This is a genomic window from Pseudomonas sp. AN-B15, assembly GCF_019056475.1.
GTDB classification, from domain to species: domain Bacteria; phylum Pseudomonadota; class Gammaproteobacteria; order Pseudomonadales; family Pseudomonadaceae; genus Aquipseudomonas; species Aquipseudomonas parakoreensis.
Map to the genome: position 1 here is coordinate 41,881 of NZ_CP049737.1, position 13,603 is coordinate 55,483.

Annotated in this window: 14 protein-coding genes; 7 read left to right on the forward strand and 7 right to left on the reverse strand. The window is 62.1% G+C overall.

The window, feature by feature from the left end; genetic code table 11:
- Nucleotides 1-13: 13 nt before the first annotated feature.
- Nucleotides 14-253: a PilZ domain-containing protein gene (locus tag GTQ41_RS00205; RefSeq protein WP_047297426.1), complete on the forward strand. Its 240-nt coding sequence runs from the start codon at nt 14-16 to the stop codon at nt 251-253.
- 1 nt (nt 254) lies between these two features.
- Here the strand turns inward: GTQ41_RS00205 and GTQ41_RS00210 are convergent, their stop codons facing one another.
- The 5 genes from GTQ41_RS00210 to def all read right to left on the reverse strand — a co-directional run bounded on the left by GTQ41_RS00210 (nt 255) and on the right by def (nt 4,966).
- The gene (locus GTQ41_RS00210) at nt 255-569 is read right to left on the reverse strand and encodes a tetratricopeptide repeat protein (protein WP_007960748.1); all 315 of its coding nucleotides are present in this window, start codon (nt 567-569) and stop codon (nt 255-257) included.
- A 167-nt stretch (nt 570-736) separates the two neighbouring features.
- Nucleotides 737-2,113 (reverse strand): Trk system potassium transporter TrkA, encoded by a 1,377-nt coding sequence (trkA, locus tag GTQ41_RS00215; RefSeq protein WP_003220233.1) that lies wholly within the window; start codon nt 2,111-2,113, stop codon nt 737-739.
- A gap of 22 nt (nt 2,114-2,135) precedes the next feature.
- Nucleotides 2,136-3,446, reverse strand: a complete 1,311-nt coding sequence (gene rsmB, locus GTQ41_RS00220) for a 16S rRNA (cytosine(967)-C(5))-methyltransferase RsmB (protein ID WP_047297427.1) — start codon at nt 3,444-3,446, stop codon at nt 2,136-2,138.
- Nucleotides 3,443-4,402: a methionyl-tRNA formyltransferase gene (gene fmt / locus GTQ41_RS00225; RefSeq protein WP_217325401.1), complete on the reverse strand. Its 960-nt coding sequence runs from the start codon at nt 4,400-4,402 to the stop codon at nt 3,443-3,445. Before fmt ends, rsmB begins: the two co-directional genes overlap by 4 nt.
- A gap of 57 nt (nt 4,403-4,459) precedes the next feature.
- Nucleotides 4,460-4,966, reverse strand: a complete 507-nt coding sequence (gene def / locus GTQ41_RS00230) for a peptide deformylase (protein WP_027610272.1) — start codon at nt 4,964-4,966, stop codon at nt 4,460-4,462.
- Between the two features lie 159 nt (nt 4,967-5,125).
- Between def and GTQ41_RS00235 the strand changes: the two genes are divergently transcribed.
- The 4 genes from GTQ41_RS00235 (at nt 5,126) to GTQ41_RS00250 (ending at nt 8,859) form a co-directional block, all read left to right on the forward strand.
- A complete protein-coding gene (locus tag GTQ41_RS00235) occupies nt 5,126-6,151 on the forward strand; it encodes a LysM peptidoglycan-binding domain-containing protein (protein WP_047297429.1) in 1,026 nt (341 codons plus the stop codon).
- 79 nt (nt 6,152-6,230) lie between these two features.
- Complete coding sequence (dprA, locus tag GTQ41_RS00240; RefSeq protein ID WP_095667926.1) at nt 6,231-7,331, forward strand: DNA-processing protein DprA; 1,101 nt, start codon at nt 6,231-6,233, stop codon at nt 7,329-7,331.
- A gap of 55 nt (nt 7,332-7,386) precedes the next feature.
- Nucleotides 7,387-7,944 (forward strand): L-threonylcarbamoyladenylate synthase, encoded by a 558-nt coding sequence (locus GTQ41_RS00245; protein WP_007962683.1) that lies wholly within the window; start codon nt 7,387-7,389, stop codon nt 7,942-7,944.
- 240 nt (nt 7,945-8,184) lie between these two features.
- The gene (locus GTQ41_RS00250; protein ID WP_047297431.1) at nt 8,185-8,859 is read left to right on the forward strand and encodes a hypothetical protein; all 675 of its coding nucleotides are present in this window, start codon (nt 8,185-8,187) and stop codon (nt 8,857-8,859) included.
- Between the two features lie 65 nt (nt 8,860-8,924).
- Here the strand turns inward: GTQ41_RS00250 and GTQ41_RS00255 are convergent, their stop codons facing one another.
- On the reverse strand, nt 8,925-9,902 hold the full coding sequence (locus GTQ41_RS00255; protein WP_047297432.1) for an NADPH:quinone reductase: 978 nt from the start codon (nt 9,900-9,902) through the stop codon (nt 8,925-8,927).
- A 163-nt stretch (nt 9,903-10,065) separates the two neighbouring features.
- Between GTQ41_RS00255 and hemF the strand changes: the two genes are divergently transcribed.
- Together hemF and aroE are read left to right on the forward strand one after the other, a co-directional pair.
- Complete coding sequence (gene hemF / locus GTQ41_RS00260; RefSeq protein ID WP_041073630.1) at nt 10,066-10,980, forward strand: oxygen-dependent coproporphyrinogen oxidase; 915 nt, start codon at nt 10,066-10,068, stop codon at nt 10,978-10,980.
- Between the two features lie 9 nt (nt 10,981-10,989).
- Entirely contained in the window at nt 10,990-11,811 is an 822-nt protein-coding gene (gene aroE / locus GTQ41_RS00265; protein ID WP_047297433.1) for a shikimate dehydrogenase, read from the forward strand.
- A gap of 125 nt (nt 11,812-11,936) precedes the next feature.
- On the opposite strand, the gene GTQ41_RS00270 is transcribed toward aroE, so the two are convergent.
- The gene (locus GTQ41_RS00270; protein ID WP_047297434.1) at nt 11,937-13,505 is read right to left on the reverse strand and encodes a SulP family inorganic anion transporter; all 1,569 of its coding nucleotides are present in this window, start codon (nt 13,503-13,505) and stop codon (nt 11,937-11,939) included.
- Nucleotides 13,506-13,603 lie beyond the last annotated feature (98 nt).

Genomic DNA, 13,603 nt, shown 5'->3' on the forward strand with positions numbered 1-13,603 from the left:
AGGGCGCAACAAGATGTCCGAACAACGCAAATCCTTCCGCATCAAGATCATCCACGACAGCTTCGGTGAATGCCTGGGCCAGACGCGCAATCTCTCGGCCACCGGCGTGTATGTGCAGCATCCGCGTCTGGCGTCATTGCCCAAGGGTGCGGTGGTTTATGGCCAGGTGCAGGATTTGCCCACCGGCGCGCCACGGGTGCGAATGGAAGTGGTGACGGTGGATGCCGAGGGCATTGGCCTGCGCTATCTCTAGCTCATTGCGCCTGGCGGTCGAGCTTCTTCAGAAACACCGTCATTTCCTTCTCGGCCTGCTTGTCGCCATGGGCGCGGGCGGCTTCCAGACCTTGCTCCCACGCCTGCCGCGCGGCGGCGTGCTCGCCCAGTGCAAGCTGGGCCTTACCCAATAACTTCCACGCCGCCGAGTACTTCGGATCGAAGCCGACGCAGCGCTGAAAATGTTCGGCAGCCTTGGCGTTCTCCCCCAGATCCAGATAACCCTTGCCCAGGCCGAAGCGCAGCAATGAGTTATCCACACCCTTGGCGAGCATTTTTTCCAGGGATTCGAGCATGGGTGGATTCCTTTTCTAGTGCGTCAGAAAGATCTGCGGTGCCGCCATCGCTGGCAAGCCAGCTCCCACAAGGATCTCGGGTGCACATCACATTTGTGAACAACCGAAAAACCTGTGGGAGCCGGCTTGCCAGCGATGGGGCCAATGAAGGCACCGCTCATTCAGGATCAGAAAAAGCTCAGCCCCACATGAAACAGCTTCTCCACATCGCGGATATGCTTTTTATCCACAAGGAACAGAATCACATGGTCACCCGTTTCGATCACCGTATCGTCGTGGGCGATGATCACTTCTTCGTTGCGGATGATCGCGCCAATCGTGCTGCCCGGCGGCAGGCCGATTTTCTCGATCGGCCGGCCGATGACCTTGCTCGACTTCGCATCGCCGTGGGCAATCGCCTCAATGGCTTCCGCCGCACCCCGACGCAGTGAGTGCACACTGACGATATCGCCACGCCGTACGTGAGCGAGCAAAGTGCCGATGGTCGCCAGTTGCGGACTGATGGCGATGTCGATGTCGCCGCCCTGGATCAGGTCGACGTACGCCGGGTTGTTGATGATCGTCATCACCTTCTTTGCCCCCAGCCGTTTGGCCAGCAGCGACGACATGATGTTGGCTTCGTCATCGTTGGTCAGCGCGAGGAAGATGTCGGCGTCGGCAATGTTCTCTTCCAGCAGCAGATCACGGTCCGAGGCGCTGCCCTGCAACACCACGGTGCTGTCGAGGGTGTCGGAGAGATAGCGGCAGCGTGCCGGGTTCATCTCGATGATCTTTACCTGATAGCGGCTTTCGATGGCCTCGGCCAGACGCTCGCCAATCTGCCCGCCACCGGCAATCACGATGCGCTTGTAGGTTTCGTCGAGACGGCGCATTTCGCTCATCACCGCGCGAATATTCTCACGGGCGGCGATGAAGAAAACTTCGTCATCGGCCTCGATCACCGTATCGCCCTGCGGCAGGATCGGCCGGTCACGGCGGAAAATCGCCGCGACCCGCGTCTCCACATTCGGCATGTGCTCGCGCAACTGGCGCAGTTGTTGACCCACCAGCGGTCCGCCGTAATAGGCGCGCACCGCCACCAGTTGCGCCTGGCCTTCGGCGAAATCGATCACTTGCAGCGCGCCCGGATGCTGGATCAGACGCTTGATGTAGTTGGTCACCACCTGCTCGGGGCTGATCAGCACGTCGACCGGAATCGCTTCATTCTGGAACAGCTGTTCTTCGCGATTGAGGTAGGACGCTTCGCGCACCCGGGCGATCTTGGTCGGGGTGTGGAACAGCGTGTGCGCGACCTGGCAGGCGACCATGTTGGTCTCGTCACTGTTGGTCACCGCCACGAGCATGTCGGCATCGTCGGCGCCAGCCTGACGCAGCACCGACGGCAGCGAGCCGCGGCCCTGAATGGTGCGGATGTCGAGACGGTCGCCGAGGTCGCGCAGGCGTTCGCCGTCGGTGTCGACCACGGTGATGTCGTTGGCTTCGCTCGCCAGGTGTTCGGCCAGCGAACCGCCGACCTGCCCCGCACCGAGGATGATGATTTTCATCCAGTCACTCCGTTGAATCCGTTTAGCCGCGCGCGGCAGCGATCTTGATCAGCTTGGCGTAGTAGAACCCGTCATGCCCGCCCTGCTGGGCCAGCAATTGGCGACCGTGGGGCTGCTTGATCCCGGCGGTGGTCGCCAGATCCAGTTCGCGGGCACCCGGCGTGCGCTCGAGAAACGCGGCGATGACGTCGGTGTTCTCGGTTGGCAAGGTCGAGCACGTGGCGTAGAGCAAAATGCCGCCGACTTCGAGGGTTTTCCACAGGGTGTCGAGCAGCTCGCCTTGCAGTTGCGCGAGGGCGGCGATGTCGTCGGCCTGACGGGTCAGCTTGATGTCCGGATGGCGGCGGATCACGCCGGTGGCCGAGCACGGCGCGTCGAGCAGGATGCGCTGGAACGGCTTGCCGTCCCACCATGCTGCGGTATCGCGTCCGTCAGCGGCGATCAGTTCGGCGCTCAGGCCCAGCCGATCAAGGTTCTCCTTTACGCGCACCAGACGTTTGGCTTCCAGATCCACGGCCACCACACCGGCCAGCGCCGGTTCGGCTTCGAGGATGTGGCAGGTTTTGCCACCGGGGGCGCAGCAGGCGTCGAGCACCCGTTGGCCCGGCGCCAGATCGAGCAGATCGGCGGCCAGTTGCGCGGCTTCGTCCTGCACGCTGATCCAGCCTGCGGCAAAACCCGGCAGGCTGCGCACGTCGGTGGCGGCTTCGAGGACGATGCCGTCGCGGCTGTAAACACACGGCGTGGCAGCGATGTCGGCGTCGCTGAGCATGCCGAGGTAGGCGTCGCGGCTGTGATGCCGGCGGTTGACCCGGAGGATCATCGGCGGATGCGCGTTGTTCGCGGCGCAGATCGCTTCCCACTGTTCTGGCCAGAAGGCTTTCAGGGATTTTTGCAGCCAGCGCGGGTGGGCGGTGCGCACCACCGGGTCGCGCTCAAGTTCCGCGAAAATCGTCTCGCTTTCGCGCTGGGCGTTGCGCAGCACGGCGTTGAGCAACCCCTTGGCCCACGGCTTTTTCAGCTTGTCGGCGCAACCGACGGTTTCGCCGATCGCCGCGTGCGGCGGCACGCGGGTGTAGAGCAATTGATAGAGACCGACCAGTAGCAGCGCCTCGACATCGGCGTCGGCAGCCTTGAACGGCTTCTGCAAAAGCTTTTCCGCCAGTGCCGACAGCCGTGGCTGCCAGCGCGCAGTGCCGAACGCCAGATCCTGGGTGAAACCGCGATCACGGTCTTCGACCTTGTCCAGTTGCGTTGGCAGGGAGCTGTTCAACGACGCCTTGCCACTGAGCACGGCGGCGAGTGCCTTGGCGGCGGCCAGACGCGGGTTCATTGCGCGTCCACCGCTGCACCCAACACAGTGCCGACGGCAAATTTCTCGCGGCGGCTGTTGAACAGATCGGCGAAGTTCAGCGCCTTGCCGCCGGGCAGTTGCAGGCGGGTCAGGCACAACGCCTGCTCACCGCAGGCGACGATCAGGCCGTCCTTGCTGGCGCTGAGGATTTCACCCGGTGCGCCTTTGCCCTCAGCCAGCGTCGCGGCCAATACCTTCAGCGCTTCGCCGTTGAGGGTGCTGTGGGTAATCGGCCATGGGTTGAAAGCACGCACCAGACGCTCCAGCTCAAGCGCCGGACGACTCCAGTCGAGACGCGCTTCGTCTTTGTTCAGTTTGTGGGCATAAGTGGCGAGCTTGTCGTTCTGCACTTCGCCTTCGAGGGTTCCGGCAGCCAGACCGGCAATCGCCTGGACCACGGCGGGCGGGCCCATTTCGGCGAGGCGGTCGTGCAGCGTGCCGCCGGTGTCGTTGGCGCTGATCGGGGTCAAGACCTTGAGCAGCATCGGTCCGGTGTCGAGGCCCGCTTCCATACGCATCACGGTTACGCCGCTTTCGGCATCACCGTGTTCCACGGCGCGCTGGATCGGCGCCGCACCGCGCCAGCGTGGCAGCAGCGAAGCGTGGCTGTTGATGCAGCCCAGGCGCGGAATATCCAGCACGGCTTGCGGCAGGATCAGGCCGTAGGCGACCACCACCATCAAGTCCGGCTTCAGTGCGGCGAGTTCTGCCTGAGCCTCAGCGTTGCGCAGGGTCGGCGGCTGCAACACCTGGATATTATTTTCCTGCGCCAACTGCTTAACCGGGCTCGGCATCAGTTTTTGCCCACGACCGGCCGGACGATCCGGTTGGGTGTAGACCGCAACGATCTCGTAAGGGCTGTTCAGCAGGGCCTTGAGATGTTCGGCGGCGAATTCCGGGGTGCCGGCAAAAACGATGCGCAGTGGCTCAGTCATGAAAGGAGTCTCATAAAAAGAAAAAGGCTTGCCGCAGCAAGCCTTTGAAGAGGGGCATCAAGCGTTCTGGCGGTGCAGCTTTTCCAGTTTCTTCTTGATCCGGTCGCGTTTGAGCGTGGACAGGTAATCGACGAACAACTTGCCATTGAGGTGGTCGCACTCGTGCTGGATGCACACCGCGAGCAAGCCTTCGGCGATCAGTTCGTAAGGCTGGCCATCGCGGTCCAGTGCCTTGATTTTGACCTTCTGCGGGCGGTCGACGTTTTCGTAGAAACCCGGCACCGACAGGCAGCCTTCCTGGTATTGATCCATCTCGTCGGTCAGCGATTCGAACTCGGGGTTGATGAACACCCGGGGTTCGGTGCGGTCTTCGGAAAGGTCCATCACGACGATACGTTTGTGCACGTTGACCTGGGTCGCGGCGAGGCCGATGCCCGGCGCTTCATACATTGTTTCAAACATGTCATCGACCAACTGACGCACTTCGTCGTCCACTACAGCCACAGGCTTGGCGATAGTACGCAGACGCGGGTCCGGGAATTCGAGGATGTTTAAAATGGCCATAGGCTGATTGCTGCACGTATTGAGTAAAGTCGGGTCGATGGCCTGGCAGGTCCGAAGATGCAGGCTACCGTTGTGAAGCGTAGCTAATGCAATTTGCAGTAGCGAGCCACGGGGGCTCTGACGGTTCACGCGAACGCACATGATAAAGGGATTCGCTGCATGAGGAAAACACTACTCGCCCTGCTGCTTCTGGCTACGGCCGCGGCTGCGCAAGGGCAAGTGCAACTCAGGGATGGTTTTCCACAGCAATACACGGTGGTTTCGGGAGACACCCTCTGGGACATTTCCGGCAAATACCTGCGCGAGCCCTGGCAATGGCCACAGCTGTGGCGGGCCAATCCGCAAATTGAAAACCCCAACCTGATCTACCCCGGCGACACGCTGACGCTCAGTTACGTCAACGGCCAGCCGCAACTGACCCTCAAGCGCGGCGAGTCACGGGGCACCATCAAGCTGTCGCCACGCATCCGCACCAGCCCGGTGGCCGAGGCCATTCCGAGCATTCCGCTGAAATCGATCAACAGCTTTCTGCTGAGCAACCGCATCGTCGACAAGGTCGAGGACTTCGACAAGGCGCCGTACATCGTCGCCGGCGATGCCGAGCGCGTATTGAGCGGCACCGGTGACCGAATCTTCGCTCGCGGGCATTTCGACCCGAACCAGCCGGTGTACGGCATCTTCCGCCAGGGCAAGGTCTATACCGACCCGCAGACCAAGGAGTTCCTGGGGATCAACGCCGACGATATCGGTGGCGGTGAAATCGTCGCCACCGAAGGCGACGTCGCCACCCTCGCCCTGCAACGCACCACTCAGGAAGTGCGTCTGGGCGACCGCCTGTTCAGCGGCGAAGAGCGCTCGGTCAATTCGACCTTCATGCCCAGCGCCCCGAGCACCCACATCAATGGACTGATCATCGACGTGCCGCGCGGCGTTACGCAGATCGGCGTAATGGACGTGGTCACCCTGAACAAGGGCAGGCGCGACGGCCTCGCCGAAGGCAATGTGCTGGTGGTGATGAAAACCGGGGAAACCGTGCGTGACCGGATCACCGGCCAGCCGCTGAAAATTCCTGACGAACGGGCCGGTCTGCTGATGGTGTTCCGCACCTACGACAAGCTCAGTTACGGCCTCGTACTCAACGCATCACGCTCGTTGGCGGTGCTCGACAAGGTGCGAAATCCTTAGCAGGCTTAACAAGTTACCAACAGAGTTATCCACAGCTTGTTCCGAATGGTTCGGGACTTATAACGATCAAGGATGATCCATGATGCTGTCTGCCAGTACCTCCATTTCCCCTGCGGAACTGGAAGCGCGTCTGCGCCTGCACCGCTTGCCGGAAATCGGCCCGAAACGTTTTGCCAAGCTGCTTGAAGCCTTCGGTTCGGCGTCAAAAGCCATCAGTGCGCCGGGCAGTGCCTGGCGTGCGCTGGGTTTGCCGGCGGCGTGCAGTGACGCTCGGCGCAGTTGCGAAGTGCGTGATGGCGCGAGCCATGCGTTGCGCTGGCTAGAGCAGCCGCAGCAGCATGTGCTGATGTGGGATCAAGCAGATTACCCGGCGCTGCTGGCGCAGATTCCCGACCCGCCACCGCTGTTGTTTGTGGCCGGCGATCCGCTGATTCTGGAAAAACCGCAACTGGCGATGGTTGGCAGTCGCCGCGCTTCACGTCCGGGCATGGACACCGCCGCAGCGTTTTCCCGTAGCCTGGCCGGGGCCGGTTTTGTCATCACCAGTGGTCTGGCGCTGGGTATCGATGCGGCGGCTCATCAAGCGGCGCTGGACGTCGGCGGACAAACCGTCGGCGTGCTTGGCACGGGACTGGAAAAATTTTATCCACAGCGCAATCGACGCCTTGCCGATGCAATGATCGCCTCCGGCAGCGCGGTGCTTTCAGAGTTTCCCCTGGATGCCGGCCCGACGGCGAGCAATTTTCCCCGACGCAACCGGATCATCAGCGGTCTGTCCCTTGGCGTGCTGGTGGTCGAGGCCAGTGTCGCCAGCGGTTCGCTGATCACCGCGCGACTGGCGGCGGAACAGGGTCGCGAGGTCTATGCGATTCCTGGCTCGATTCACCACCCCGGCGCGCGTGGTTGTCACCAGTTGATCCGCGACGGTGCGGTGCTGGTGGAAACCATCGAACACATCCTCGAAGCCCTGCGCGGCTGGCAGCAGCTGCCTTTATCCACAGAGATGCCGGAGGCCGGACACCCGTTGCTTGCCTTGCTGCATGCAGCGCCGCACACCAGTGAGGCTTTGGCCGACAGCTGTGGCTGGACGTTGCCCAAAGTGCTGGCGGCGCTGACCGAACTGGAAATGGACGGCCGTGCGGTGTGTGAAAACGGTCGCTGGCTGGCCAGGACACGCTAGGTTTTACAGGGAAGATCGGTAAACTGCGCAAAACCTGTTTGCGGAGAGTTTTTTCATGGTTAACAGTTGGCGTGTGCAACAAGCCGCACGAGAGATTCGCGCCGGGGCGGTGATTGCCTATCCAACCGAAGCCGTCTGGGGGCTGGGTTGCGACCCGTGGAACGAAGAGGCAGTGGATCGGCTGCTGGCGATCAAGAACCGTTCGGTGGACAAGGGCCTGATCCTGGTCGCCGACAATATCCGTCAGTTCGACTTCCTGTTCGAAGATTTCCCGCAAGAGTGGATCGACCGCATGGCCAGCACCTGGCCGGGGCCGAACACCTGGCTGGTGCCGCATCAGAACCTGTTGCCGGAATGGGTGACGGGCGTGCATGACACTGTGGCTTTGCGGGTCAGCGATCATCCGCAGGTGCGGGATCTGTGCTCGATGGTCGGGCCGTTGATCTCGACTTCGGCCAACCCGCAGGGGCGGCCGGCGGCGCGCACGCGGTTGCGCGTCGAGCAGTATTTCCGTGGGCAGATCGATCTGATCCTCGGCGGCCAACTGGGGGGGCGCAAGAACCCCAGCGTGATCCGCGATCTGGCAACCGGCAAGGTCATTCGTCCCGACTGATCCTGCGTCGAAAACCTTTACCGTAAGTCTTCCTCGCCTGAATGGCGAGGAAGACTACGCGTGCCTGCGATTCATCCTGCAATGACGCTGTTTTCCATGTCGGAAAAGTCGCCAAGTGTCCGTATTCATTGATATTTCCCACCTGATTATCAGATTTTCTGGCGTGGCGGAATTGCCAAAAGCAACCATCCTTTCCCTGCACTTGAAACACTTCGATAAGTTAAGGTCTGCGGAGAAAGAATGGACACTACGAATTTGCAACTCACGGATTACCTGCGGGCGCTTCAGGTGACGTTGAAAAGTCACCATGACGGGTGTCGCATCGTGACGCTTGAGGCGGGGGCGGATACTCAGGAGTTCGACCGGTTTATCGATCGACAATTTCGGCTTCGGCTACAGCATTACATGCTGACTTCACGGGCGCGGATGCTCGAAACCAGACTGGCGATAAAGTCGCGCAGTACTCACTTTCTGCTGTATCGCCACGATCAACTGCTGGCGGTATTGAGGGCGACTCCGGCACCGTTCGAATGGGTATCGCTGGCGCAGCAACACGTTTCTCCCACGGCGGCGCTGTCGCGCCATGTCGAATTCAGCCGCTTGATCTCCTACACCCCCCATCAGCTACCCATCGCGGTCAATGGTTTGTTGGCAGCCGCTACCGAATGGGCCATCAAACGCGGCTATAAGGGCGTGACCGCGTTGTGCAGATCGCAACAGTTGCGCTTTTACCAGCGTTTCGGGCTGATGCCGATCGCCTCCAACGCGCTGCACATCGAACAGCGCGCACGCGGCGATTACTGGGTGGTGTCAGCCGAATGGCGGCAAATCCTTGCGGCGGTTCAAGCGCCGGATCACGCGACGGTTGGCCATTTGGTGCAGAAACCGTTGGAGTGTCATCTGCCGAGGTGTTGAACGCGTTCGAACGGTGTTGCCAGCCAGGGCGTTACAACCCTGACTGGCAAGCCACCGAAGGTGGATCAGGGCAGCAGGATGGTCGAGCCGGTGGTGCGTCGCGCCGACAGTTCGGTCTGCGCCTTCGCCGCATCAGCCAGTGGATAGCGCTGGCTGATGTCGACCTTGAGCTTGCCGCTGATGATCATCTCGAACAGCTCGTCGGCCATGCGCTGCAGGTTCTCGGCGTTGTTGGCGTAGGTCGCCAGGGTTGGCCGGGTCACGTACAACGAACCCTTGGCCGCGAGAATCCCCAGATTGACCCCGTCCACTGCACCGGAGGCGTTGCCGAAACTCACCACCAGTCCGCGCGGCGAGACGCTGTCGAGCGAGGTCAGCCAGGTGTCCTTGCCGACGCCGTCGTACACCACCGGGACTTTCTGGCCATTGGTCAGCTCCAGCACCCGCTCTGCCACGTTTTCGTGGCTGTAATCGATGGTCGCCCAGGCGCCGTTGGCCTTGGCCAGTTCGGCTTTTTCCTTCGAGCTGACCGTACCGATCAGTTTCACGCCCAGAGCTTTGGCCCATTGGCAGGCCAGCGAACCGACACCCCCGGCAGCGGCGTGGAACAGTATGGTTTCGCCGCCCTTGAGTTCATAGGTCTGGCGCAGCAGATACTGCACGGTGAGGCCCTTGAGCATGACCCCGGCAGCGGTCTCGAAGCTGATCTCGTCGGGCAGCTTCACCAGATTGGCTTCGGGCAGGGTGTGCAAATCGCTGTAGGCACCCAACGGGCCGCTGCCGTAGGCGACGCGGTCGCCGACCTTGAACCGGGTGACGTCGCTGCCCACCGCATCGACGATGCCGGCACCCTCCGCGCCCAGGCCGGACGGCAAGGCTGGCGGGGCATACAGACCGCTGCGGTAATAGGTGTCGATGAAGTTCAGGCCGATCGCCTTGTTGGCCACCCGGACCTGATTCGGGCCGGGCGCGGCGGGCTGGTAGTCAACATACTCGAGCACTTCGGGACCGCCATGGGCACGGAACTGGATACGCTTTGCCATCTGCCTGCTCTCCTTGGGTCGTTTGTAAGCCCCCTATCCAACTCCCCTGCTTGATCTTCGTCAACTGCGGCACGCTTGCCTGCGGTGTTATGCTACGCGCCCATTTGCGCCGCCCCCTGCCTGCGGGGCGTGCGCGTAGTTATGCCCGATTCAAGGTGAAGCCATGACGACCCGCACCGACGCCGTAAAGGCCTATCTGCTCGACCTGCAAGACCGCATCTGCGCCGCGCTGGAAACCGAGGACGGCGGTACGCGCTTCGTTGAAGACGCCTGGAGCCGGCCTGCCGGTGGTGGCGGCCGCACCCGCGTGATCGAGAACGGTGCGGTAATCGAAAAGGGTGGCGTCAACTTTTCCCACGTGTTCGGCAGCGGTCTGCCGCCGTCGGCCAGCGCCCATCGTCCGGAACTGGCCGGTCGCGGTTTCGAAGCCCTCGGCGTGTCGCTGGTGATTCACCCGCACAATCCACATGTGCCAACGTCCCACGCTAACGTGCGCTTTTTCATCGCCGAGAAGGAAGGTGAAGAACCCGTCTGGTGGTTCGGCGGCGGCTTCGACCTGACCCCGTATTACGGCAACGAAGAAGACTGCATCCACTGGCACCGCGTCGCCGAGCAAGCCTGCGCGCCGTTCGGGGCGGACGTCTATCCGCGTTACAAGGCGTGGTGCGACACCTACTTCCACATCAAGCATCGCCACGAACCGCGGGGCATCGGCGGCCTGTTTTTCGATGACCTTAACGAGTGGGACTTCGACACCAGTTTCGCCTTCATGCGCGCCATCGGTGACGCCTACATCGACGCTTACCTGCCGATCGTGCAGCGCCGCAAGCACGAGGCGTTCAGCGCCAAACAGCGTGAATTCCAGGAATTCCGCCGTGGCCGTTACGTCGAGTTCAACCTGGTTTACGACCGTGGCACGCTGTTCGGCCTGCAATCGGGCGGGCGTACCGAGTCGATTCTCATGTCGCTGCCGCCGCAAGTGCGCTGGGCCTATGACTTCAAAGCCGAGCCCGGCAGCGAGGAAGCGCGCCTGACCGACTACTTCCTGCAAGACCGCGACTGGTTGGCCCAGGCCTGAGGACTGTTGATGGATCGTTACGTCGTATTCGGTAACCCGATCGGCCACAGCAAGTCGCCGATGATTCACAAACTGTTCGCCGAACAGACCGGGCAGCGCCTGGACTACACCACCCTGCTGGCGCCGCTGGACGGCTTCAGTGCCTGCGCCACGGCGTTCTTCCAGGAAGGTCGTGGCGCCAACGTCACCGTGCCGTTCAAGGAAGAGGCCTATCGTCTGGCGAACAGCCTGACCGCCCGTGCACAACGCGCTGGTGCGGTGAACACGTTGAGCAAACTGGCCGACGGTTCGCTGCTGGGCGACAACACCGACGGCGCCGGTCTGGTGCGTGACCTGACGGTGAATGCCGGGTTCAGCCTGACCGGTAAACGTATTTTGTTGCTCGGCGCTGGCGGCGCGGTGCGCGGCGCGCTGGAGCCATTGCTGGCGGAAAAACCGGCATCGGTGATCATCGCCAATCGGACGGTGGACAAAGCCGAGCTGCTGGCGGAGTTGTTCTGTGATCTGGGGCCAGTGTCGGCCAGTGGTTTCGACTGGTTGCAGGAGCCGGTGGACGTGATCATCAATGCCACCTCCGCCAGCCTCACCGGCGACGTGCCGCCGATTGCAGCAAGCTTGATCGAGCCGGGCCAGACCCTGTGCTACGACATGATGTACGGCAAGGAACCGACCGCGTTCTGCCGTTGGGCCAGCGAGCATGGCGCGGCGGTGTCGATGGATGGTCTGGGGATGCTGGCTGAACAGGCTGCCGAGGCGTTTTTCCTGTGGCGCGGGGTGCGTCCGGATACGGCGCCGGTATTGGCCGAGCTACGCCGCCAGTTGGCGCAATAACAGAGTCTTTGTGGCGAGCAAGCTTGCTCCCGCTCGGGTGCGAAGCGCCCGCAACCGGCTTTGGGCTGCTGCGCAGCCAGCGGGAGCAAGCTCCCTCGCCACAGAGGTCTGGTATGGCCGGCAGGTCAGTCCTCAAACCGGATCGGGCATTTCTCCGGCCCTTCCAGCTTGCGCAATTCCTCCACCACCTGCGGCCGCGCCCGGCGCAGGGTCAGGCTGCGATCCTGACGCAGCAGGCGCCGCGCCTCCTGATGCAGCATTTCCACTCCCGAGTAATCGATGAAGTTGATCTGCTGCGCTTCGATCACCACCCGCGTGCCGTGCAGCCGCTGCAGGCGCATTTGCAGGTAATGGCTGGCGCCAAAGAAGATCGAGCCGCCGACCCGCAGCACGTCCTCCTCACCCTCGCGCCAATGCTGCACTCGCGGTTGCGAGGTGCGCTTGAGGTAGAAGAACAGCGACGCCAGCACTCCGGCATAGATTGCTGTCTGCAATTCCAGCAGCAGCGTAGCGAGGCAGGTCAGCGCCATGACCACGAACTCGGCGCGGCTGACTCGAAGCAATGAGCGGATCCCGCGATGATCCACCAAACCCCAGGCAATCAGCAGAATGCTCCCGGCCATGGCGGGAATGGGAATGTGCGAAATCAGCCCGGCGCCGAAAATCGCGAACAGCGCGACCCAGATCGCCGAAAACACCCCGGCCAGCGGCGAGCAGGCACCCGCTTCGTAACTCAGGCCCGAGCGGGTGAACGAGCCGGCTGACAGCGATCCGGAAAAGAACGCCCCGACGATGTTCGACAAACCCTGCGCGCGGACTTCCTGATTGGCATCGAGCAACTGCTGCGAACGCGCGGCAATCGAACGGGCAATCGACAGACTGGTGACCAGCCCGAGCATGCCCACCGCCACCGCGCTCGGCAGCAAGCGCAGGATCAGGTCCAGATCCAGTGGCAAGCCACTGAACGGCGGCAAGCGCCCGACAAAGGCGCTGACCCGATGTACATGGCTGAACATTGATGGCCACAGCCACACCAGCAGGCTGGCCAACACCAACGTAATCAACAACGTCGGCCAGCGTGGCAGCAGTTGTTTCAGCACCACGCCAACCACCACGGTGGCCAGGCCGAGCAGCAAAGAGGCTTTATCCACAGCCCTGAGGTGGTTCAACAAATCCATCAGACTGGCCAGCGCAGTGGCTTTGGCCGGCAGATCCAGCCCCAGCAGATTGGGTAACTGGCCGATGGCAATCACGACTGCCGCGCCGAGGGTGAAACCGAGCACCACTGAATGCGAGACAAAATTCACCAAAGCGCCGAAGCGCAGCAACCCCAGCAGCCACTGAAAAATTCCCGCAAGGAAGGTCAGCAGCAGAATCAGCGTGATGTAGTCCTGCGACGCGGGCACGGCCAAGGGACTGACGCTGGCGTAAAGCACAATCGAGATCGCTGCGGTTGGGCCGCAAATCAGATGCCACGACGAACCCCACAGACAGGCGATCAGCACCGGGATGATCGCGGCGTAGAGGCCGTATTCCGGGGGCAGGCCGGCGATCAGCGCGTAGGCAATTGACTGCGGTAGCGCGAGAATGGCACCGCTGAGGCCAACGACCAGATCCCGGCCGACGCTGGCGCGGGTTTGCCGCGGCAGCCAGGTCAGGAAGGGGAAAAGTGAGTGGCGACTGGGCAGGGCCATGGGTCCTCGCGGTTGGGGTTTCAGGTAAAGCCTAACAGGACAGTACGGTCATTGTGGTGAGGGGATTTATCCCCGATGGGCTGCGAAGCAGCCCTGAA